This is a genomic window from Oceanicola sp. 502str15 (assembly GCF_024105635.1).
GTDB lineage: Bacteria > Pseudomonadota > Alphaproteobacteria > Rhodobacterales > Rhodobacteraceae > Vannielia.
Genome location: NZ_WYDQ01000001.1, coordinates 3416504 through 3436342, shown reverse-complemented (window position 1 = coordinate 3436342; position 19839 = coordinate 3416504). Strand labels below are relative to the sequence as shown.

General features: G+C 67.5%; 20 protein-coding genes. 6 read left to right on the top strand and 14 right to left on the bottom strand.

Going from position 1 to position 19839, the window contains the following annotated elements:
• Window positions 1-11: 11 nt before the first annotated feature.
• On the bottom strand, window positions 12-722 hold the full coding sequence (locus GTH22_RS16905; protein ID WP_252946722.1) for a GntR family transcriptional regulator: 711 nt from the start codon (window positions 720-722) through the stop codon (window positions 12-14).
• Window positions 723-854: 132 nt separating this feature from the next.
• Here GTH22_RS16905 and GTH22_RS16900 point away from each other — a divergent pair, with 132 nt between their 5' ends.
• Window positions 855-1751, top strand: a complete 897-nt coding sequence (locus tag GTH22_RS16900; RefSeq protein WP_252946721.1) for an NAD(P)-dependent oxidoreductase — start codon at window positions 855-857, stop codon at window positions 1749-1751.
• Between the two features lie 9 nt (window positions 1752-1760).
• Here the strand turns inward: GTH22_RS16900 and GTH22_RS16895 are convergent, their stop codons facing one another.
• Genes GTH22_RS16895 through GTH22_RS16875 form a run of 5 tightly spaced genes read right to left on the bottom strand, consistent with a single transcriptional unit; the run spans window position 1761 to window position 6335 of the window.
• Window positions 1761-2585, bottom strand: coding sequence for an aldo/keto reductase (locus GTH22_RS16895; RefSeq protein ID WP_252946720.1), 825 nt, complete (start codon window positions 2583-2585; stop codon window positions 1761-1763).
• An 11-nt stretch (window positions 2586-2596) separates the two neighbouring features.
• On the bottom strand, window positions 2597-3592 hold the full coding sequence (locus GTH22_RS16890; RefSeq protein ID WP_252946719.1) for an alcohol dehydrogenase catalytic domain-containing protein: 996 nt from the start codon (window positions 3590-3592) through the stop codon (window positions 2597-2599).
• A gap of 7 nt (window positions 3593-3599) precedes the next feature.
• Window positions 3600-4877, bottom strand: coding sequence for a TRAP transporter large permease (locus GTH22_RS16885; protein WP_252946718.1), 1278 nt, complete (start codon window positions 4875-4877; stop codon window positions 3600-3602).
• Window positions 4874-5344, bottom strand: a complete 471-nt coding sequence (locus tag GTH22_RS16880; RefSeq protein ID WP_252946717.1) for a TRAP transporter small permease subunit — start codon at window positions 5342-5344, stop codon at window positions 4874-4876. Before GTH22_RS16880 ends, GTH22_RS16885 begins: the two co-directional genes overlap by 4 nt.
• Before the next feature lies 1 nt (window position 5345).
• A complete protein-coding gene (locus GTH22_RS16875; protein WP_252946716.1) occupies window positions 5346-6335 on the bottom strand; it encodes a TRAP transporter substrate-binding protein in 990 nt (329 codons plus the stop codon).
• 152 nt (window positions 6336-6487) lie between these two features.
• On the opposite strand from GTH22_RS16875, the gene GTH22_RS16870 reads away from it, so the two are divergent.
• Window positions 6488-7315: a TIM barrel protein gene (locus tag GTH22_RS16870; protein WP_252946715.1), complete on the top strand. Its 828-nt coding sequence runs from the start codon at window positions 6488-6490 to the stop codon at window positions 7313-7315.
• Complete coding sequence (locus GTH22_RS16865) at window positions 7312-8475, top strand: Xaa-Pro peptidase family protein (RefSeq protein WP_252946714.1); 1164 nt, start codon at window positions 7312-7314, stop codon at window positions 8473-8475. The genes GTH22_RS16870 and GTH22_RS16865 overlap by 4 nt, the downstream gene beginning before the upstream one ends.
• A gap of 9 nt (window positions 8476-8484) precedes the next feature.
• On the opposite strand, the gene GTH22_RS16860 is transcribed toward GTH22_RS16865, so the two are convergent.
• The 5 genes from GTH22_RS16860 to GTH22_RS16840 all read right to left on the bottom strand — a co-directional run bounded on the left by GTH22_RS16860 (window position 8485) and on the right by GTH22_RS16840 (window position 13822).
• Complete coding sequence (locus GTH22_RS16860; RefSeq protein ID WP_252946713.1) at window positions 8485-9510, bottom strand: alcohol dehydrogenase catalytic domain-containing protein; 1026 nt, start codon at window positions 9508-9510, stop codon at window positions 8485-8487.
• Window positions 9507-10205 (bottom strand): hypothetical protein, encoded by a 699-nt coding sequence (locus GTH22_RS16855; RefSeq protein WP_252946712.1) that lies wholly within the window; start codon window positions 10203-10205, stop codon window positions 9507-9509. The genes GTH22_RS16860 and GTH22_RS16855 overlap by 4 nt, the downstream gene beginning before the upstream one ends.
• Before the next feature lie 387 nt (window positions 10206-10592).
• On the bottom strand, window positions 10593-11063 hold the full coding sequence (locus GTH22_RS16850; protein WP_252946711.1) for a hypothetical protein: 471 nt from the start codon (window positions 11061-11063) through the stop codon (window positions 10593-10595).
• 5 nt (window positions 11064-11068) lie between these two features.
• Window positions 11069-12106 carry an MBL fold metallo-hydrolase gene (locus GTH22_RS16845; RefSeq protein ID WP_252946710.1) on the bottom strand — a complete coding sequence of 346 codons (1038 nt, stop codon included), beginning with the start codon at window positions 12104-12106 and terminating at the stop codon, window positions 11069-11071.
• 9 nt (window positions 12107-12115) lie between these two features.
• On the bottom strand, window positions 12116-13822 hold the full coding sequence (locus GTH22_RS16840; RefSeq protein WP_252946709.1) for an acyl-CoA dehydrogenase: 1707 nt from the start codon (window positions 13820-13822) through the stop codon (window positions 12116-12118).
• A gap of 109 nt (window positions 13823-13931) precedes the next feature.
• Here GTH22_RS16840 and GTH22_RS16835 point away from each other — a divergent pair, with 109 nt between their 5' ends.
• Window positions 13932-14882, top strand: a complete 951-nt coding sequence (locus GTH22_RS16835) for an L-threonylcarbamoyladenylate synthase (RefSeq protein WP_252946708.1) — start codon at window positions 13932-13934, stop codon at window positions 14880-14882.
• Window positions 14883-14912: 30 nt separating this feature from the next.
• On the opposite strand, the gene GTH22_RS16830 is transcribed toward GTH22_RS16835, so the two are convergent.
• On the bottom strand, window positions 14913-15503 hold the full coding sequence (locus GTH22_RS16830) for a YqgE/AlgH family protein (RefSeq protein ID WP_252946707.1): 591 nt from the start codon (window positions 15501-15503) through the stop codon (window positions 14913-14915).
• A 125-nt stretch (window positions 15504-15628) separates the two neighbouring features.
• Here GTH22_RS16830 and GTH22_RS16825 point away from each other — a divergent pair, with 125 nt between their 5' ends.
• Both GTH22_RS16825 and GTH22_RS16820 read left to right on the top strand, forming a co-directional pair.
• Window positions 15629-16438: a protein-disulfide reductase DsbD domain-containing protein gene (locus tag GTH22_RS16825; protein ID WP_252946706.1), complete on the top strand. Its 810-nt coding sequence runs from the start codon at window positions 15629-15631 to the stop codon at window positions 16436-16438.
• Window positions 16439-16559: 121 nt separating this feature from the next.
• Window positions 16560-18116, top strand: coding sequence for an ABC-F family ATP-binding cassette domain-containing protein (locus GTH22_RS16820; RefSeq protein ID WP_252946705.1), 1557 nt, complete (start codon window positions 16560-16562; stop codon window positions 18114-18116).
• Here the strand turns inward: GTH22_RS16820 and GTH22_RS16815 are convergent.
• Both GTH22_RS16815 and GTH22_RS16810 read right to left on the bottom strand, forming a co-directional pair.
• Window positions 18105-18566 (bottom strand): GNAT family N-acetyltransferase, encoded by a 462-nt coding sequence (locus tag GTH22_RS16815; protein WP_252946704.1) that lies wholly within the window; start codon window positions 18564-18566, stop codon window positions 18105-18107. The two genes, GTH22_RS16820 and GTH22_RS16815, sit on opposite strands and share 12 nt — an antisense overlap.
• Window positions 18566-19789, bottom strand: a complete 1224-nt coding sequence (locus GTH22_RS16810) for an argininosuccinate synthase (RefSeq protein ID WP_252946702.1) — start codon at window positions 19787-19789, stop codon at window positions 18566-18568. Before GTH22_RS16810 ends, GTH22_RS16815 begins: the two co-directional genes overlap by 1 nt.
• Between the last annotated feature and the right edge of the window lie 50 nt (window positions 19790-19839).

The window sequence follows — 19839 nt, the reverse complement described above, 5'->3', positions numbered from 1 at the left end:
TGCACCCGCCCTCAGGCGCGCTCGCCCAGGGTCTGGAGTGCGCCGGAATAGTTGGGCTCCATCGCCGCGATATGGGCCGTCAGCACCCGCGCCAGCGCCTCGGCATCACGATTCTCCACCGCCTCGGCAATCTCGAGGTGCTCGGCATAGGTGGTGTGCCGGTGCAGACTGAGCTGGGCCGAGAGATGCGCCCTCAGCGCGGCCAGACGCCCCGAGGCAATGTCGAACGCCTCGGCAAAGAACGAGTTTCCGGCATTCTCGAAAAAGACGTTGTGAAACTTCGTATCCGCCTCGGCATAGGCCAGCGAGTCGTCGTCACCGCGCGCGGCCTCCATCAGCGCGATGCTCTCGCGCAATCCGGCCAGGGTGGCCTCAGGCGCACGCTCCAGCGCAAGGCGGCTGACCAGCAGTTCCAGGTGCAGGCGGTAATCGACAAGCGCGCGAAGTTCCTCGACATCGGGCAGAAACACGATGCTCCCCCGGCGCGGCAGGATGTTGATCAGCCCCTGCATCTGAAGCAGCGTCAGCGCCTCGCGCACCGGCGTTCGGCTGACCTCCATCGCCATGGCGATCTTCTCCTCCGAAAGCGGCTCGCCCAAGGCGATCTCGCGGCGCAGAATCGCCTCCTTCAGCCGCTCGGCCACCGTAACCGCGAGCGATTGCGGCCGGTGGATCGGGCTTTTCTTCATTGGATTGATGTTCTTGTTCGCTTTCAGCGCCATGCCGCCGCCCTTCGTGCCGCCCGATCCGAAGGGCGATTGTATCTGATATGTCAGGTGCGTCCAGCGCAGCCTATAATTGACATACAGTATGCCAATAAGTAGGCCTTGGGGAAGCAGTCCAGGGAGATGGTCATGAAGGTTCTGGTCACGGGTGGCGGCGGGTTCATCGGAGCGTGGATCATCTGCCGGCTGGCGGAGGCCGGGCACGAGCCGGTTGTCTTCGACATGCACGAGAACCGCGCCAAGCTTGCCGAAATCGCGGGCGCAGCGCTCGCCGAGCGGATCACCTGGCATACCGGCAGCATCGTGGCGACGGATGATGTGACGGCGGCGGCCAGCGGCTGCGAGGGCCTGGTGCACCTCGCGGGCATCCTCACCCCGGCCTGTCGGGCAGAGCCGGTGCTGGGCGCGGAGGTCAACCTGATCGGCACGCTCAACGCCTTTCTCGCCGCCCGCACCCATGGCATCGCCAACGTGGCGTGGATGTCGAGCATGGGCGTGTTCGGCCCCGATGGAGGCGCCGAACCGCGCCCGACGACGCTCTACGGCGCCTTCAAACTGGGTGCGGAGCACGCCGCCCGGGCCTTCTGGGCCGAAGATGGCATCAGCTCCACCGGCTTTCGGCCCTACGTGGTTTATGGGCCGGGCCGCGACGTGGGCATCTCGGCGGGGCCGAGCCTGGCCTGTGCCGCCGCCGCACGGGGCGAGGCCTACACCATCCCCTTCTCCGGGCCGATCGACATGATCCATGCAGATGACGTTGCGCGGATCTTCCTCACCGCTGTCGAAGCCCCGCCGCAAGGCGCCGAGGCCATGACCCTGCTCGGGCGCTCAACCGACACCTCCGAGGTGGCCGCAACGATCAACCGGCTCGTGCCCGGTGCACAGATCACCGTCGAAGGCCCGCCGATGCCGATCGACGGGCCCAAGGCCGAACCCAAGATTGCCCGGCACTTCCCGGACTGGCAGCCGATGACGCTCGAGCAGGGGCTGTCGGACACCATCGACTTCTACCGATCACAGGGTTGAGCCGGCCTCTCAGGGCTTGTCCCACTCCGGGGCCCATTCGAAGTCGCTCTTCCGGTCCTGACGGTCGAGCCCCGAAATCGCGGCCATGTCTTCCGCGCTCAGTTCGAAGTCGAAGATGTCGAAGTTGGCCTTCATGTTCTCGATCCGCGACGACCGCGGAATGGCCAGCACGTTGTCCTGCTGCATGAGCCACCGCAGCGTGACCTGCGCCGCCGACTTGCCATGCGTCTCGCCGATGCGGGTGATGACCGGATCCTTGAACACCTCGCCCCGCGCGATGGGCTGGTAGGCGGTGAGCAGCATGTCGCGCTTTCGGGCGGATGCCAGCAGCTTCTCCTGCGCCAGGTACGGGTGATACTCGACCTGGTTCGCCACCAGCTCGGCGCCGCAGGCGTCGATCGCCTCGTCGAGCAGTGCGACGGTAAAATTGCTCACCCCGATGCTGCGGGTCTTGCCCGCCTCCCGCGCCTCGGCAAAGGCGGTCAGGGTCTCGGATAGGGGCACCTCGGTGCCGGGCCAGTGCACCAGCAACAGGTCCACATGATCCAGCTGCAACCGCTCAAGGCTGCCGTCGATGCTTTCGCGCACCTGCTCGGGGGCAAGCCGGTCGAACCAGACCTTGGTGGTGACAAAAAGCTCCTCGCGCGGCACCCCCGCCTCGCGGATCGCCTGGCCAACCTCGGCCTCGTTGCCGTAGCGCACGGCGGTGTCGATGTGGCGATAGCCGTGCTCGATGGCGCTGCGGATCGCAGCCGTGCCTTCCGGGCCGGTTAGCTCGAAGGTCCCGAGCCCCAGCGCCGGAATGCTTATGCCCTTGGCTGTCTTGTGGATCATGAAAGCTCCTTTCAGGTTGTCAGAATGACCTTTGCGGCCGCCACGCGGCCAGCATCTATATCGGCAAAGGCGCGGCTGCCCTCGGACATGGGCCGCTGTTCCACCCAGTCCAGCGCGCCAAGCGCCCGCGCCTGCAACAGGGCGAGCGCCTGGCGGAAGTCGGCCATGGAGTAGCAGTAGGCGCCGAGGAAGGACAGCTCCCGAAGCGTCAGCGCGCGCACGTCGGTGCCGTCGCTGCCGGGCAGCAGCCCGCTGTGCACGATCACCCCGCCGCGCCGCGCCAGAGCGAAGGCCTGCGCACGGGTGGCAGCGGCTCCCACGGCATCAAAGATCATGTCGGCGCTCCCCGCCGGTGGGGCCTCTTCCGGCGCCACGGCGCGCAGCCGGGCAGAGGCGGCGGCAGCCGTCGCGCGGCGTGCGGGGTTGGTCTCGATCAGCACCACCTCGCCGGCCCCTTCGGCGATCAATACCAGCGCCGTGGTCAACCCAATCGCACCGCCGCCCAGCACCACCAGCCGGGCGGTCGAAAGCGGGCGGCCCAGCGCGCGCATGCCGATGGCAACCGCATGGACCGAAACCGCCACCGGCTCCGCCAGGGCCGCCGTGGTGAACGGCATGTCATCGGGGATCGGCACAAGGTTGCGCTCGGGCGCCGCGACCAGCCCGGCAAAGGCGCCGGCATTGGGCGGCAAACCGATGTTGGCCTGCGCCTCGCAGAGCTGCGGCGCACCCGCAAGGCAGGCGGCACAATGCCCGCAGTCGAGGAAGGGGTTCAGGGCCACCCGCTGCCCGTCAAGCGCACCGCCCCGCACCACGCCTGCCGCTTCGTGCCCCATGATCATGGGCGGCACGCGGCGCGGGTCATGGCCGTGGTAGCCGTGCATGTCGGAGCCGCAGATCCCGCAGGCCGCCACTTCCAGCAGCGCCCGCCCCGCGCCCGGCACGGGCGGCGGCGGCACGTCCTCCCATTCGATCCGGGTCGTGCCGTGATAGACCAGTGCTTTCATCTCACCCTCAGTAGAACAGCGATGGCAGGAACAGGCTGACCTGCGGCACGAAAGTGACCAGCAGCAGCGTCAGCACGTTGATCGCCAGAAACGGCAGCGACGCCCGCACAAGCCGCCCGACCGGCACCTTGGCCACAGCCGCCCCCACATACAGGCAATTGCCCACCGGCGGCGTGATGAGCCCCACCCCGAGGTTGACCACCATGATCGCGCCAAACTGCACCGGGTCCACCCCCTGCGCCATCGCGACCGGCAGCAGGATCGGCGCAAAGAGGATCAGCGCCGGCACCAGGTCCACGAACATGCCGATGATCAGAAGGAACAGGTTCATCAGCAGCAGCACCATCCACGGGCTGGCATCGAGCCCGTTGAAGAACCCCACCAAGGTGTCAGGAAACTGCTCGATCGCCACGACCCAGGCAACAACTGACGTGGTGGACACCACGAAGAGCGGGATCGCCGTGTTCACGGCAGCCTCGACAACGATGGTGCCGAGCTGGCGAAAGCTGAACTCGCGATAGACCACGCCCGCGAGGAACAGCGCGTAGACCACGCCGATCACCCCGGCCTCGGTGGCCGTGGTCAGGCCGGTCACGATGGCACCCAGCAGGAACACCGGCAGGAGCAGCGCAAGGATCGCGTCCTTGAAGGCGGCCCAGAGTTCCGAAACCGGCGCCCGATGCTCGGCCTGCGGCCAGCCCTTGCGCTTTGCCATCACGTAGACGGCCACCATCAGGAACAGGCCCACAAGGATGCCCGGCACCAGCCCCGCAAGAAACAGCGCGCCAACCGAGCTGCCCACGGTCACACCGTAAAGCACCATCGGGATCGACGGCGGGATCAGGATGCCGATGGTCGAGGAGGTGATGGTGATCGCGCCCGCATCCTCCCGGCTGTAGCCCTGCTTCTCCATCGCCGGAATCATCAGGCTGCCCACCGCCGCCGTATCGGCCACCGCCGAGCCCGAGACCCCGCCGAAGAACATCGAGGAGGCAACGTTCACATGCCCCAGCCCGCCCCGGATATGGCCCACCAGCGCCGTCGCCAGCCGCACCAGCCTGCCTGCAATGGAGGTTTCGCCCGCCAGCGCGCCAGCCAGGATGAAGAGCGGCACCGCAACCAGCGGAAACGAGTAGACACCGTTGACCATCTTGTGCGGCACCTGCGCCATCGGAAAGGTGCCATCGGCCCAGAACGCCCCCATCGCCGCCGCGCCGATCGCCATGGCAACCGGCACGCCGATGATGAGCAGGAAAAAGAAGACGACGAAGATCGTCAGGATCATGAGGGGGCTCCAGTTCCGCGGCCGCGCAGCAGGCGGACGAGGTTTTCGATGCTGCACACCGCCATCAGCGCGGCCGAGATCGGCATGCAGAGATAGAAATAGCCGCGCGGAATTTTCAGCGCGTCCGACAGGCTGTTCATCGCGCCCATCACGATCTGGGTGCCGTAGACGGCCAGCGCGACGAGAAAGACCAGAACGACCAGCTCCGAGAAAATCATCAGCCCGCTCCGCAACCGTGGCGGCAGCGCCTCGACCAGCGCGGAAAAGGCAATGTGGCGGCGCTCATAGAAGGCCACGACCGAGCCCATGAACACGATCCAGATCAGGATCACGTTGGGCACTTCGGTCGCCCAATAGAGCGAATTGCGCAGGCCATACCGCCAGAACACACCCATCGCCACGCTGAGGACCAGCGCGGCGATGAGGATGCCGATAAACCAGCGAAGACCTTGGTTTACCAGCGCCACGTCAGTTGGTCTCGAGCACTGCGTCGATCAGGTCGCGGCCAATGGTCTCTTCCGAAGCCCTGTAAGACTCCTCGGCACCGGCGCGGAACGACTCCTTGTCGATGTCGCGGATGATCGTCACGCCGGTTGCCTCGATCTGATCAACCAGCGCGGCATTGGCTTCACGCGCGGCAGCAACCTGAATAAGGCTGCCCGCCTTGGCGGCCTCGACCACGGTATCCTTCACCTCCTCCGGCAGCCCTTCCCAGAAGGCGCGGGACAGCACGAACTCGGTGGGGATGTTGGCATGACCGGTAAGGCTCATGGTGGATTGCACCTCGTGGAACTTCGAGGTCCAGATGTTTTCCGGCGGGTTCTCCTGCGCACTGACCACACCCTGCTGAAGCGCCGAGTAGACCTCTTCAAACGGCAGCGGCGTCGGGTTGGCGCCCCAGGCCTTGAACGCGGTCAGCCACGGCTGGACATTGGGCACCCGAATGTCGAGCCCCTGAAGATCGGCGGCAGAGCGCACCTCGGTGCCGTTGGTCGTGATGTAACGGAAGCCCAGCTCCCCCCACGCCAGCACCTTGAAACCCTTCTCGTAGAGAATGTCGTTCAGCCGGGCCTCAACCTCGCTGTCGGCGTGCAGCACCGCATCCACATGGGCATCGTCGCGGTAGATCATCGGCAGGTTCAGCACATCGAGCCGCGAGTCGATCTGGCCGTGACGGCCCATGATGGCGCCGTCGAGCGTGCCAAGCTGCATCGCCTCGAGATACTCGGTCTCGGTGCCGAGCTGGGCGGCGGGGAATACCTTGATGTCGAACCGGCCCGGAAACTTCTCTTCCAGCACCTCCTCGAACTTGTCGAGCCACAGGCTGTAGGTGTGCGCCTCAGGCATGTTGTGCGCGATGCGCATGGTGATCGTGTCCTGCGCCATGGCGGCACCGGCCCCAAGGGCCACGGATACCGCAGCAGCGGTCATCGAAAATCTTCTGAGCAGAGCGTTCATCTCATTCCTCCCGGTTTTCAAGGCCGCCCCGGCGCGTTGATCCGCAGCCGGGCGGCCCTGTTCGTTCGCGATACTTGGCAACTGACATACAGTATGTCAATAGTCGCTCGCAGGCCATTGCTCCGGCCCGCTCGAACAAGGACAATCCCCCCGTGACCCGCGCCTATTGCCTCTCCTACCTCACCCTCGAGCTCTCCCCGCCCGAGACCATCAGCCTCGCCGCCGAGGCCGGTTACGACTCGGTGGGCACCCGGCTGATGCCCGCGCTGGAGGGGGGGCAGGCCTTTCCGCTCTGGGAGAATCCGGAGATGCTGCGCCAGACCGAGCGCCTCATCGCCGAGACGGGCATCCCCGTGTTCGACGTCGAAATCGCCCGCATTGACGGGCAAACCACCGTGGAGCACTGGCTGCCGATGCTGGAAACCGCCGCCCGGCTGGGCGCCCGGACAATCATTGCCGCCGGCCTCGACGAAAACGAATCGCGGATGACCGACACCTTCGCCGCGCTCTGCGAGGCGGCGCGGCCGCACGGGCTTTCGATCAACCTCGAGTTCACCCCCTGGGCCCCCCTGAACAGCGCTGCCGCAGCCCTTCGCGTGGTGCAGGCCGCAGGCCAGCCGAACGGCGAAGTGCTGATCGACGCCATCCATGTGGCCCGCTCGCGCACCACGCTGCGCGACCTGCAAACCATTCCCGCCGCCATGATGAGCTACCTGCAACTCTGCGATTGCCCCGCCGAACCGGCGACGACACCCGAAGCCCTTCTTCACACCGCGCGGCAGGAGCGCCTGCTGCCCGGCGAAGGCGGCGCAGACCTCGAGGGCATCACCGCCGCCCTGCCCGCCGACCTCATGGTGAGCGTCGAGATCCCCAGCCATCGGCGCATCGCCGAAATGGGGCACGCAGCCTGGGCTAGGCTCTGCCTCGAACGCTCGCAAAACAGCATGAACGCCTTTGACGCCCGGAGGGCCGCCGCATGACCACTCGCCCCGCTCCGCCCTTCGACACAACTCGGCTCGACCACCTGATGGACACCGCCGGCGTCGACGTGGTGATCGCCTCGTCAAAGCACAACATCCAGTATCTGCTGGGCGACTACCGCTTCTTCATGTTCGAGGCGATCGACGCCATCGGCCTCACCCGCTACCTGCCGCTGCTGGTCTACCCCGCAGGCCGCCCCGAGCTGGCCTTCTACATCGCCAACAGCAACGAGCGGTTCGAGCTGGAGCTGAACCGCTTCTGGGTGCCGGAGGTGGTCACCAAATCCCGCGGCACGGTCGATGCAATGCAGATGGCCCTCGACGGCCTGGCCGAGCGCGGGCTGAGCGCGGGCCGGATCGCGGTGGAAACCTGCTTTCTGCCCGCCGACGCATGGGATGTTCTGCGAACCGGCCTGCCCGGCTCGGCCCCCGTTGATGCGGTCGAAATTCTCGAAGAGCTGCGGGCGGTGAAGTCACCCAAGGAGCTGGATCTGCTGCGCATGGCGTCGGACGGCGTGGTCGGCGCGATGCAGGCCACCTTCGCCCAGCTCGCACCGGGAATGACCAAGAACGACGCGGTCGACATCCTCCGCCGCGAGGAGATCGCCCGGGGGCTGACCTGGGAGTATTGCCTCATCACCGCCGGCCAAAGCCTCAACCGCGCCCCCTCGGCGCAGGTGCTGGAGCCGGGCGACATCCTCTCGCTCGACTCGGGCGGCAACTGCTCGGGCTACCTCGGCGACCTCTGCCGCATGGGCGCGCTCGCCCCACCTTCGGCGGAGCTCCAGGACGCGCTGGCACAGATCGAGGAGGTGCAGCAGGCCGCCCGCAAACCGCTCCGCGCAGGCGCCCCCGGGGGCGCCCCCTTCGAGGCGGTGGCAGATCGGCTCAAGCCCGCCCGCGAAGGCTCCTTCGCCTTCGTCGTCCACGGAGTCGGCCTGATCACCCACGAAGCACCCCGGCTGATGGACAACGGCCCCATCCCCTACCCCGCACCGCATCGCACCCGCCCACTCGAAGCCGGCATGGTGCTCTCGGTCGAGACCACCTGGCAGCACCCCCGCCTCGGCTTCATCAAGCTGGAAGACACGGTGGCGATCACCGAAACCGGCTGCGAGGCCTTCGGCGACACGGCCCGAGGCTGGAACCTCGCCGGCTGAGCCCGCGCCTCAGGGTTCCAGCAGGATCTTCACACCCTCACGGGCGGCCACGGCCTTCAGCGCATCCTCGAACCGGTCGAGCGGAAAACGGTGGGTGACGAGGCGCAGAACCTGCGGCGCGACCTTGGGAAGGATCTTCATCACCAGGCGCCACGTCGGGTCATTGTAGGCCCGCGAGCCGGTAAGCTGGATCTCCTTCAGCACGGCAGGCGTGGTCACGAAGGTGGCGGGGCCATGGCAAAGGCCGATCAGCCCGATACGCCCTGCCTTGCGCAGAAGATGCAGGAACTCCGCCGCCACCGCCGCATTGCCGCTTGTCTCGTAGATCACGTCGGCGCCCTCCGGCCCCAGCGCCTCCGCCGCGCTGGCCTGCTCCACATCGACCGGCTCCATGCCCAGCTCCCGCGCCAGCGCGAGACGGCCCGCATCGGCGCCGACGCCGGTGATCACCACCCGCGCCGCGCCAGCTTCCAGCGCGAGGATGCCGCAGAGCAGCCCGATCGGCCCGGCCCCGATCACCAAGGCATCTTCCCCCGCCCGCAGGGGCACCTGCTCCATCACCGCGTGCACCGCCACCGCCATCGGCTCCAGAAGCGGCGCCACCGCCGGGTCCACACCCTCGGGCAGCGCAAACACCTGCGCCTCGGGCACGCTGACCATCTCGGTCCAGCCCCCGTCGATATGGCCGCCCATCATCCTCCGGTCGTCGCAAAGCGTCGGGCGCCCCAATCCGCAATACCGGCAGGTGCCACAGCCAATCTGCGGGTTCACCCCCACCACGGTGCCGGGGCTCAGATCACTGCCCTCCGGCGCTTCAACCACAACCCCGGCAAACTCGTGCCCCACGACCACCGGAAAGCTGGGCGCATACTGTCCCACCACCGCCTCGTGCCAGTGCCAGATCGCCACGTCGGTGCCGCAGATGCCCGCGGCGGTGATCCGGATCAGCACCTCGCCCGCACCGCGCCGGGGCTCTGGCCGCGCGACGAGCGCCATGCAGCCGTCGCGCGGGGCCTCCTTGACGACGGCTTTCACCCGGCAGCCGCCATGTCGGCGGCGGTAAGGGTATAGGCGAGATTGTAAACGATGGTCTGCGGATCGCTCAGCCCCAGCCCGCAATGGGCGATCACATCGTGAAATTCGGGCAGCGAGGCCTCAAGCTCGGGCTTGCCGCTGCCCTCGATCAGAACCAGCGCGTCAAAGCCCTTCTCGGTCATGCCGGGGCGCATGTCGGTCTCGCGGGTGCGAATGTCGGACACCTCGCTGCGCGCCGCGCCAACATGGGTGCAGGCCGCGCCCGTCACCTTCAGCAGCGCATCGCAAAGCCCCTGCGCGCCCGCCTCGAGCGCAGAATGGTCGCCCTCGGCCATGGTCAGGCGAATGGTCGCCATCGCGCCGCCATCCCCGGTGCCGGCAGAGGCAAGGCGATTGCAGGCCACACGCAGAAAATTGCGGAAGGTCGGCTGCACCCGGCCCGACCATTCAGTGGGGTTGTTCAACCGTTCCAGATAGGCCGGCGAGCGAAACACATCGACATTCTCGCCGGTATAGACGGTGCCGTACCGATAGCGCTCGCGCTCATGTCCGATCAGTCGCTTGCCGACCAGAAAGCCGGGGATCGACAGCCGCTCGGGCATGTGCTCGCGGGTATGCCACTCCATGTATTCGGTCTGGGAGGCGGGCTCGATATCGTGCCAGAGGGCCAGGAAGGCTTTGCCGGGCAGTGTCATTGGGTGGTCTCCTTCAGAAGCCATCAGTCTGGGCAGGGCAGCATGAACCTGCCCCGCCGGATGATCGAAGTTCAAGCATTTGGCATACTGTATGTCAATCAGCGCCACGATGCAGACCTCGGTTTTCCCGCACGCTCACGAAGATAAGCATCTGGCGAACACGTGCTGAACCAGCACCCGATCTCGCCCCAGATTCCCTACGGAAAGCGCTCCACACCGCCCATGTCAAAACCCCGCGTCACCCTAGGCCGCTCGCGCAACATAAAGCCGCGGCCCGTCGCACCGTTTTCAAAAGATGATAGGTTGATGACCGAAAGTCAGCCTGCCGCGCTGAGGCCATAACCGGACCCACCGGAAGCCGCCCGCCGCCCCTCAGCCACAAAGAGCCTAACCCGCCTTCGGCCCTTCGCTCAGCGCCTTCGCCAACCTGAACCCGATGCGCTGTGCCTCCACATCGCCCTTCGGCTTGGGCAGCGCCCGAAGCGTCACGTTGAGCTGGGTCACATGCTGCACCAACTGCATCCGCCCGCCTTCCATGTCGCGCCCGTAGAAGCTGACGATATCGGGCGCAAAAAAGCCAAGCCCCTCGATCCGCAGCAGCCCCGCACCGCCATCGGTCATCCCCATGGCGATCTCTTCGTCAGGGTCGAGCTGCTCCTCGAAGTTCTGAATATAGAGAATGATCCGCTCATAGGCCCATTCGGCGGGCGACTTCCGGGCGCCGTCCTCGCTCATCCCCTCGGGCAGCGGCTTCTGCTCCGCCGTAGCGGGGGCATCCGGATCGGTGTGCACGGCGCGACACCGCGGCAGCGCCACGCGCTCCTCCGCCTCTGCCAATGTGCGAATTTCGTCATCCATACCGGTCACACCACCCTGTAGATCCAGGCATCATCCTCGCCCGGTTCGCGGCTCACCCGCCCGGTCGCATAGAGATGGTTCACATGGCCCACCGCCTCCGCCAGGGCCAGCCCATAGGCATCTCCCTCGATCCGGCGGCCGAATACCGGCTCGAACACATCATGCGCGGTGCCCGGGGTTTCGGCCAGATGCTCCAGCAAACGGGCCAGCGCCGTGTGGTGGTTGTCGGCCATCTGCACCAGCCGCGCGGGCAGGCCGGTAAAGGGCAGCTTGTGACCGGGCAGCACGAGCTGGTCGTCGCGGGCAAAGGCACCAAGCCGCGCGCAGCTTTCCAACCACTCGCCCACCGGGTCGGCATCGGGCTCGGAAGCATAGACCCCAAGGTTGGGCGAGATCGAGGGCAACAACTGATCGCCCCCCAGCACCAGCGGCGCATCCTCGCACCAGAAGGTGGCATGTTGCGGCGCATGGCCATTGCCGATGTGCACGGTCCAGCTTCGCCCGCCGATCTGCACCCTCTGCCCCTCGCGGAGCGCCTGAAAGCCCAGCGGAAGCGGCCAGGTTATATCGGCAAAGTTGAACGGACGCTCCTCGCAGCGCTTGGCATAAACCGCCGGGTCCATCCCGGCACGCCGCCAGAACTGAAGGGTTTCCTCGTTCGGTCGCGCCTGCTCGTCGAGTTGCAGCATCCGCGTCAGCGTCCAGCACAGCCGGGTCGACCAAAGCTCGGCGCCATATTCCTGCATCAGCCAGCCAGCATTGCCGACGTGGTCAGGGTGATGATGGGTCAGGAAAATGCGTCCAATCGGCTTGCCGCCCAGCGGCCCGTGGATCAGCGCCTTCCACAGCTCGCGGCTCTCCTTCGAGCCGATCCCGGTGTCGATCACCGCCCAACTGTCGCCCTCGTCCAGCGCGAAGATGTTCACGTGGTCGAGCTTCATCGGCAGCGGCAGACGCAGCCACAAGATGCCCTCGGCCACCTCGATCGCCTCGCCGGGGGCGGGCGCGGTCTCCCACGGGAAGGAAAGCGGTTTTACGTCCATGCCCCGGACCTAGCCCGCCAACTCCTCGTTGGAAAGGGCATCCATGCCATCGCTGCCCATCCGCACCTCGGCGGCAAGCCCGGCGTGCTGCGGCAGCAGGCGGGTGATGTAAAAGCGGGCAAGGCCACTGCGCGGCCCCTCGCTGCCCTCGGCCATGGCGCTGGCAAGGTGGTAATGGGCGCCCAGCACGCGGGCAAAGGCCCGGAGGTAAGCCACCGCCACGGCACCACGCGCCGCCATGTCCATCTCCAGCACGGCCTCGGTCAGCTCGCGCTGCACCTCGGCAGCGTTCCAGACCGCGTCCGCCAGCTTCGGAAACTGCCCCCGCGCCGCCTCGGCAGCATCCTCCACCTCCGAGATCACCGTGAGTGCGGCCTCGCCGCCATCCATCAGCTTGCGCCCCACGAGGTCCAGCGCCTGAATGCCGTTGGTGCCCTCGTAAATCGTCGTGACCCGCACATCGCGGTAAAACTGCGCCGCACCGGTCTCTTCGATAAAGCCCATGCCGCCATGCACCTGAACGCCCAGCTCGGCCACCTCGCAGCCCACATCGGTGCCATAGGCCTTCGAGATCGGGGTGAACAGCGCGGCACGGGCGGCCCATCCGGCCTCGCCGGTGGCATTGGCCATGTCGAGCGCCACCGCATTGGCCAGCGCAATCGCGCGGGCGGCCTGAGTCTCGGCCTTCATGGTCATCAGCATCCGCCGCACATCGGGAAACTCGATGATGCTGCCCGAGCCGCCGACCTTGCCCTGCTTGCGCTCGGCGGCATAGGCCACGGCGGCCTGCGTGGCGGCCTCGGCCACGCCGATGCCCTGAATGCCCACGCCAAGGCGGGCGTTGTTCATCATGGTGAACATAGCCGCCATGCCGCCATGCTCGCGGCCCACGAGCCAGCCCTTTGCGCCGCTGTATTCCATCACCGCCGTGGGCGATCCATGCAGCCCCATCTTGTGCTCAAGGCTCACCACCCGCAGGCTGTTGCGCTCACCGGGGTTGCCGCTCACGTCGGGCAGGTTGCGCGGCACCATGAACAGGCTGATCCCCTTGGTCCCATCCACCCCATCAGGCAGCCGGGCCAGAACCAGATGGCAGACGTTCTGCGCAAAATCCGCATCGCCCCAGCTGATGAAAATCTTCTGCCCGCTGATGGCATAAGTCCCGTCTCCATTCGGCTCGGCCTTGCTGCGCAGCGCGCCCACATCGGTCCCGGCCTGCGGCTCGGTCAGGTTCATCGTGCCCTGCCACTCGCCGCTGATGAGCTTGGGCAGATAGGTGGCCTTCAGCTCGTCGCTGGCATGATGCTCCAACGCCTCGATCTGCCCCTGCGTGAGCAGTGGGTTCAGCGCCAGCGACAGGCAGGCCCCGTTCATCATCTCGTTGACCGATTCCATCAGCGCAATCGGCAGGCCCATCCCGCCATGCTCCGGGTCGGCGCTGATCCCGATCCAGCCGCCCTCGGCAATCGCCTTGTAGCCCTCGGCAAAGCCCGGGCTGGTGCGCACCACCCCATTCTCCAGCACCGCCGGATGCAGATCGCCCTCGCGCTGCAACGGCGCCAGAACCTCGGTGCTCAGCCGCCCCGCTTCGGTCAGGATCGCATCCACCATGTCCCCGCCCGCCTCGGCAAAGCGGTCGGTGGCGCTGACCTCGCCATATCCCACCACATGGTTGAGCAAGAACCGAAATTCGTCGACAGGGGCCTTGTAGGGCATGGGTATTTCCTCCTCGGTCGGCCTTGAGGGGCCGTCCGGCGCAGCATAAGAGAGTTGGCACCCGCGCCCAAGCGAAAGGGCGCAAAACGCAACGTCACGGGAAAGCGGCATGACGGAACGGCTGGAAGGCGAGGCAGGGCTGTCGCGAGCGGCAGAACTGCTGCGGGCGGGCGAGCTTGTGGCGATCCCGACCGAAACGGTCTACGGGCTGGCCGCCGATGCCCGCAATGGCACAGCGGTGGCCGGGATTTTCGAGGCCAAGGGCCGCCCCCGCTTCAACCCGCTCATCTGCCACCTGCCCTCGCTCGAGGCCGCTTCGGACATTGGCGTGTTCGACGGCGCCGCCCTCGCCTTGGCTCAGGCCTTCTGGCCCGGCCCGCTCACCCTCGTCGTGCCCCGCCGAGCCTCCTCGGGGCTGTCGCCGCTGGTCACGGCCGGGCTGCAAACCGTGGCCCTCCGGGTGCCTGCCCTGCCCCTGGCGCAGCGCCTCCTGACGGCCTTCGGCGGCCCGCTCGCCGCGCCCTCGGCCAATCCTTCCGGCAAGATCTCTCCCAGCACGGCCGAGCATGTGGCCACCGGCCTCGCCGGGCGTATCGCCGCCGTTCTCGATGGCGGACCGGCGGGCGTCGGGGTCGAAAGCACCATCGTCGACTGCACCGGCCCCGCCCCCCGCCTGCTCCGCCCCGGCGGCCTGCCCGTGGAAGCCCTGGAGCAGGCCCTCGGCGCGCCGCTCAACCGCGCGACCCCGACAAACGACACCGCCCCCTCCGCACCCGGCCAGCTCTCATCGCATTACGCCCCCGCAAAGCCGGTACTGCTCAACGCCGCGGCCCCGCCCCCCGGCGCACTCTTCCTCGCCTTCGGCCCCGGCCATGAGACGGCCACCGCCAACCTCTCCCCCTCGGGCGACCTGCGCGAGGCCGCCGCCAATCTCTTCACATTGCTGCACCGGCTCGACGCCATGCCCGGCACCGCCATCGCCGTCGCCCCGATCCCCAACCACGGCCTCGGCCTCGCCATAAACGACCGCCTCACCCGCGCAGCAGCCCCGCGCGGCTGATCACAGCCATCCATTCTTCGAAAAACGCCCTCAAGCGTGCCCCGCCTCGCCACTCAGCAAGCGCGGATCAACGCCAAGCGACTTCAGCGCCTGGCCCCATTTGTCGGCATCACCGGTGCCAAAGACAATCTCGGGCGTGGCATCGCAGGTCAGCCAGCCATTTCGGGTGATCTCACCCTCGAGCTGCCCCGGCCCCCAGCCGGAATAGCCCAGCGCCAAAATCGCATCCCTCGGGCCGGTGCCCCGCGCCATGTCTTCCAGAATATCCACCGTGGCGGTCATCCCGAAGTTCGGGCTCACCTCCAGCGTGGCCCCCTCGCTGCGATAGTCGGTCGAATGCAGAACAAAACCGCGCCCATGCTCCACAGGCCCGCCAACATAGATCGGAGAGCGCGCGCGGCTCGGGGCCAGATCAATCCCGCTGCCGATATCCAGCTGCTTCAACAGGTCTGAGAACGTGAGGTCTTCCGCCGTCCGGTTCACGATCAGCCCCATGGCCGCCTCGTCGGAATAGGCGCAAACATAGATCACCGCCCGCTCGAATCGCGGATCGCCCATGCCGGGCATGGCAATCAGCAGCTTGCCGGTGAGGTCCATCACTTCTGTCTGCGCGCTTGGCATGGCCCCAATGATGGGGTGCGCGGCGACGTGGTGCAAGCCGCCCGTGCGGCCCATCGGCCACGCATCGCGGGCTCTCGCCCAAACGTGATTTCACCGGAGCCACGCCGCGCCTATTCTCCGCCGCCATGAAAGCCCTCTTCGCAGCCCTCCTCACCCTCGCCCTCTGCACGCCTGTATCTGCCGGAACCTTCGGCGCCACGCCCGGCGAAGTGGTTCGGGCCGAGGTGCTTCCGGGCTGGACCACCAAGCGCGGCACCCGCATGGCCGCCCTCCGCCTCACCCTCGCCCCGGGCTGGAAGACCTATTGGCGGGCACCCGGCGAGTCGGGCATTCCGCCCAGCTTCGACTGGTCCGCCTCCCGCAACCTCGCCCGCGTCACCCTGCACTGGCCCTCGCCGCAGATCTTCGACGACGGCGGGCTTCGCACCATCGGCTACAAGCGCGAGCTGGTGCTGCCGATCGAGATCACCCCGGCCAATCCCGGCGCGCCTGTCGAGCTTGCCGCCAAGGTCGATCTTGGCGTCTGCGAGCACATCTGCGTGCCCGCCTCGCTCGCCTTCACCGCCACGCTCTCGGGCGGTGGCGCCCATGACCCGACCATTCAGGCCGCGCTCAAGGCCCGCCCGCTCACGGCCCGCGAGGCCGGGGTCTCCGGTGTCACCTGCGCCGTCGATCCCATTTCCGACGGGGTGCGCGTCACCGCCCGCATCCCCGCCTCGGCCGCCGGCGGGCGCTCGGTGGCGGTGATAGAGCCGGGCAACCCCCGCATCTGGGCCTCCGAAACCGAAACCCGCCGCGAAGGCGCCGCCCTGCTCGCCACCGCCGATCTCGTGCCCCCCTCGGGCCAGGCCATGGCGCTCTCCCGCAAGGCCCTCCGCGTCACCCTTCTCGGGCAGGGCCGCGCCATCGACATTCAAGGCTGCCCGGCGCCCTGACAGGCGCAAACCTTGACCCAAACCGCCCAAACCCCTACCTCTCCCCCATCCAAGGGAGACCTCGACATGACCAAGAACCTCACCGCAATCGCCCATCCCGCGCTTCGCACCGAGGTCTCTCATGCCTGCTCTCTCCCTCTCCGCCGTTCCGCTCACCGCACCTGACGGCACCGCCCTCACCCCGCCACTCACCCTCACCTTCGGCCCCGAGCGCACCGGCCTCGTCGGGCCGAACGGCGCGGGCAAATCCACGCTGCTGAGCCTGCTCGCCTCCGGCACCCCTGCCGCCGGGCAGATCGACAGGCAAGCCACCGCCGGGCTGCTGCGCCAGTCATGGCCCGACCTGTCGCTGCCCTGCGCCGACGCGCTCGGCCAGTCCCAGTCGCTCGCCCGTCTCGCCCGGATCGAGCGCGGCGCGCCCGCGCCGGATGACCTCGACCTTGCCGACTGGCAGCTTCCTGCAAGGATCGACGAGGCGCTCGCCCGCGCCGGCCTCCCCGGCCTCAGCCTGTCGCGCCCGCTCGCCAGCCTCTCGGGCGGCCAGCGCACCCGCCTCGGCCTCGCCCGGCTGCTGCTGGAGTCCCCCGACATCCTGCTGATGGACGAACCCACCAACAATCTCGACACCGCGGGCCGCGCCCTCGTGTCCGAGATCATCGCCACCTGGCCCGGCGGCGTTGTGGTGGCCAGCCATGACCGGGCGCTGCTGGAACGCATGGACAGGATCGTCGAACTCACCCCCGGCGGCACCCATGTGACCGGCGGCGGCTGGCAGGCCCACCGGGCCGAGCGCGAGGCCCGCCGCAACCGTGAGACAGAGGCGTTCGAGAGGGCCCGACGCGACGAGTCCCGCGTCGCCCGCGAGCTTCAGGCCGCCCGTGAAAGGGCCGCCCAGCGGGCGCAGGCAGGCAAGAAGGCCCGCGCCTCCGGCTCCCAGCCCAAGGTGCTCACCGATGCCATGGCCGACCGCGCCGGGCGCACACAGGGCGCCGACCGCCGCCGTGCCGAGCGGCTGGAGGCGCAGGCCGCCGCCGCTCGCGGGGCCGCCGAGGCGCACATCGCCCCGGCCCGCGCGCTCAGCATCGAGGCTGCCGCTTCGCGCGGCGGTGACCTCGTCCTCGATATGCAGGATCTCACCCTCACCCGCGGGGGCTTCACGCTCGGGCCACTCTCCGCCCAGCTCGCTGCGGGGGACCGCGTGGCGCTCACCGGCCCCAACGGCGCGGGCAAGAGCACCCTGCTCGCGGTCCTCCGGGGCCGCATCCCGCCGGCCGGCGGCACCCTCACCGTCACCCCCTCGCAGGCCACGCTTGATCAGCACGCAGGCGATTTTGCGCCGGAACAGAGCCTAATCGCCAACCTCCGCCGCCTTCACCCCGCCATGCCCGACAACGCCGCCCACGCGCTGCTCGCCCGCTACGGGTTTCGCGGCAAGACCGCCGACACCCCTGTCGCCCGCCTCTCGGGCGGCGAGCGCCTTCGGGCCGCGCTGGCGGCAACGCTCGGCGGCACCCCGCCCGCGCTGCTGCTGCTCGACGAGCCCACCAACCATCTGGATATCGAAACCGTCGAACTGCTGGAGGAGGCCCTGCGCCGCTACACCGGCGCCCTCCTCGTCGCCAGCCACGACGCGGCGTTTCTCGAAGCCCTCGACCTTGAGCGGGAGTTAAAGCTCTAGCGCCCGCTCGAGATCTTCGCCGCCATAGCGTTCCCGACCCGTCGGCACGAAACCGAGCTTCTCGTAGAAGGCCGCCGCCGGGTTCTCGTGCATGTGGCTCAGCACAAACCGCTTCGCCCCACGCGCCCGCGCCCAGTCCGTCAGCCAACCCAGCGCCGCCGCGCCATACCCCTTGCCCTGCTCACCGGCACCAATCATCAGCCGCCACAGGAAAACGCCCTCCGGGTCGTCCCCCTCTTCCAGCCGGTCGGCCTCTCGCCAATCCAGCATAAGGGCAAGCCCCACGTGGCGCTCGCCGTCGAGAATGGCAAAGGGGTAGGCGCCCGGCGTATAGGCCGCCTGCGCCAGGCTGATCGCGTTGTTGGAGACCCAATGGTCCTGATCCGGCGCAACCACCAGACGGATGAGCGGGTTCACATCGTCCCGCTCGACCCGCCTCAGCGTCACCATCACTTCACCCGGCGATTTCGCGCTGCAATCAGTTTCAGCCGCAGCGCATTCAGATGAATGAAGCCCTGCGCGTCCTTCTGATCGTAGGCGCCCGCATCTTCCTCAAAGGTCACATGCGCCTCGGAATACAGCGTGTGATCCGACTTGCGCGCCACGCATTTGGCCGATCCCTTGTAGAGCTTCAGCGTCACGGTGCCGGTCACATGCGCCTGGCTGTGGTCGATTGCCGCCTGCAACATCTCGCGCTCGGGGCTGAACCAGAAGCCGTTGTAGATCAGCTCTGCATATTTCGGCATCAGCTCGTCTTTCAGGTGCATCGCACCCCGGTCCAGCGTGATGCTCTCGATGCCGCGGTGGGCCTCCAACAGCAGGGTGCCGCCCGGGGTCTCGTAGATCCCGCGGCTCTTCATCCCCACAAAGCGCCCTTCCACAAGGTCCAGCCGCCCGCAGCCATGCTTGCCGCCCAGCTCGTTGAGCTTGGTCAGCACCGTCGCCGGGCTCATCGCCTCGCCGTTGATGCTGACGGCATCGCCCTTCTCAAAGCCGATCTCCACGAACTCGGGCTTGTCGGGCGCATCCTCGGGGTGAACCGTGCGCTGATAAACGTAGTCCGGCGCCATCTCGGCCGGATCTTCCAGCACCTTGCCTTCGCTCGAGGTGTGCAACAGGTTCGCATCCACCGAAAACGGCGCCTCGCCGCGCTTGTCCTTGGCAATCGGAATCTGGTGCTCTTCCGCAAACTCGATGAGCTTGGTCCGGCTCGCCAGGTCCCACTCCCGCCACGGCGCGATCACCTTGATCTCGGGGTTCAGCGCATAGGCACTCAGCTCGAAGCGCACCTGATCGTTGCCCTTGCCGGTCGCACCATGGGCCACGGCATCGGCGCCGGTTTCGGCCGCAATCTCCACCAGACGCTTCGAAATCAGCGGCCGGGCAATCGAGGTGCCCAGCAGGTAAAGGCCTTCGTAAACCGCGTTGGCGCGGAACATCGGAAAGACGAAATCGCGCACGAACTCTTCGCGCACGTCCTCGATAAAGATGTTCTCCGGCTTGATCCCCAACAGCTCGGCCTTCTTGCGCGCCGGCTCCAGCTCCTCCCCCTGGCCGAGATCGGCGGTGAAGGTCACAACCTCGCAACCATATTCAACCTGAAGCCACTTCAGGATGATCGAGGTATCCAGCCCGCCGCTATAGGCGAGAACAACTTTCTTGGGGGCAGTCATGTGCCGGGCGCTCCGTCGTCTTGCGTTCAAGGCGGCGGTCTATGCCCTTT

Bases quoted from the DNA above. Each gene is read 5' to 3' on its own strand.
- GTH22_RS16905 (WP_252946722.1), bottom strand. From the start codon at position 722: ATGGCGCTGAAAGCGAACAAGAACATCAATCCAATGAAGAAAAGCCCG.
- GTH22_RS16900 (WP_252946721.1), top strand. From the start codon at position 855: ATGAAGGTTCTGGTCACGGGTGGCGGCGGGTTCATCGGAGCGTGGATC.
- GTH22_RS16895 (WP_252946720.1), bottom strand. From the start codon at position 2,585: ATGATCCACAAGACAGCCAAGGGCATAAGCATTCCGGCGCTGGGGCTC.
- GTH22_RS16890 (WP_252946719.1), bottom strand. From the start codon at position 3,592: ATGAAAGCACTGGTCTATCACGGCACGACCCGGATCGAATGGGAGGAC.
- GTH22_RS16885 (WP_252946718.1), bottom strand. From the start codon at position 4,877: ATGATCCTGACGATCTTCGTCGTCTTCTTTTTCCTGCTCATCATCGGC.
- GTH22_RS16875 (WP_252946716.1), bottom strand. From the start codon at position 6,335: ATGAACGCTCTGCTCAGAAGATTTTCGATGACCGCTGCTGCGGTATCC.
- GTH22_RS16865 (WP_252946714.1), top strand. From the start codon at position 7,312: ATGACCACTCGCCCCGCTCCGCCCTTCGACACAACTCGGCTCGACCAC.
- GTH22_RS16855 (WP_252946712.1), bottom strand. From the start codon at position 10,205: ATGACACTGCCCGGCAAAGCCTTCCTGGCCCTCTGGCACGATATCGAG.
- GTH22_RS16850 (WP_252946711.1), bottom strand. From the start codon at position 11,063: ATGGATGACGAAATTCGCACATTGGCAGAGGCGGAGGAGCGCGTGGCG.
- GTH22_RS16845 (WP_252946710.1), bottom strand. From the start codon at position 12,106: ATGGACGTAAAACCGCTTTCCTTCCCGTGGGAGACCGCGCCCGCCCCC.
- GTH22_RS16840 (WP_252946709.1), bottom strand. From the start codon at position 13,822: ATGCCCTACAAGGCCCCTGTCGACGAATTTCGGTTCTTGCTCAACCAT.
- GTH22_RS16835 (WP_252946708.1), top strand. From the start codon at position 13,932: ATGACGGAACGGCTGGAAGGCGAGGCAGGGCTGTCGCGAGCGGCAGAA.
- GTH22_RS16830 (WP_252946707.1), bottom strand. From the start codon at position 15,503: ATGCCAAGCGCGCAGACAGAAGTGATGGACCTCACCGGCAAGCTGCTG.
- GTH22_RS16825 (WP_252946706.1), top strand. From the start codon at position 15,629: ATGAAAGCCCTCTTCGCAGCCCTCCTCACCCTCGCCCTCTGCACGCCT.
- GTH22_RS16820 (WP_252946705.1), top strand. From the start codon at position 16,560: ATGCCTGCTCTCTCCCTCTCCGCCGTTCCGCTCACCGCACCTGACGGC.
- GTH22_RS16815 (WP_252946704.1), bottom strand. From the start codon at position 18,566: ATGGTGACGCTGAGGCGGGTCGAGCGGGACGATGTGAACCCGCTCATC.
- GTH22_RS16810 (WP_252946702.1), bottom strand. From the start codon at position 19,789: ATGACTGCCCCCAAGAAAGTTGTTCTCGCCTATAGCGGCGGGCTGGAT.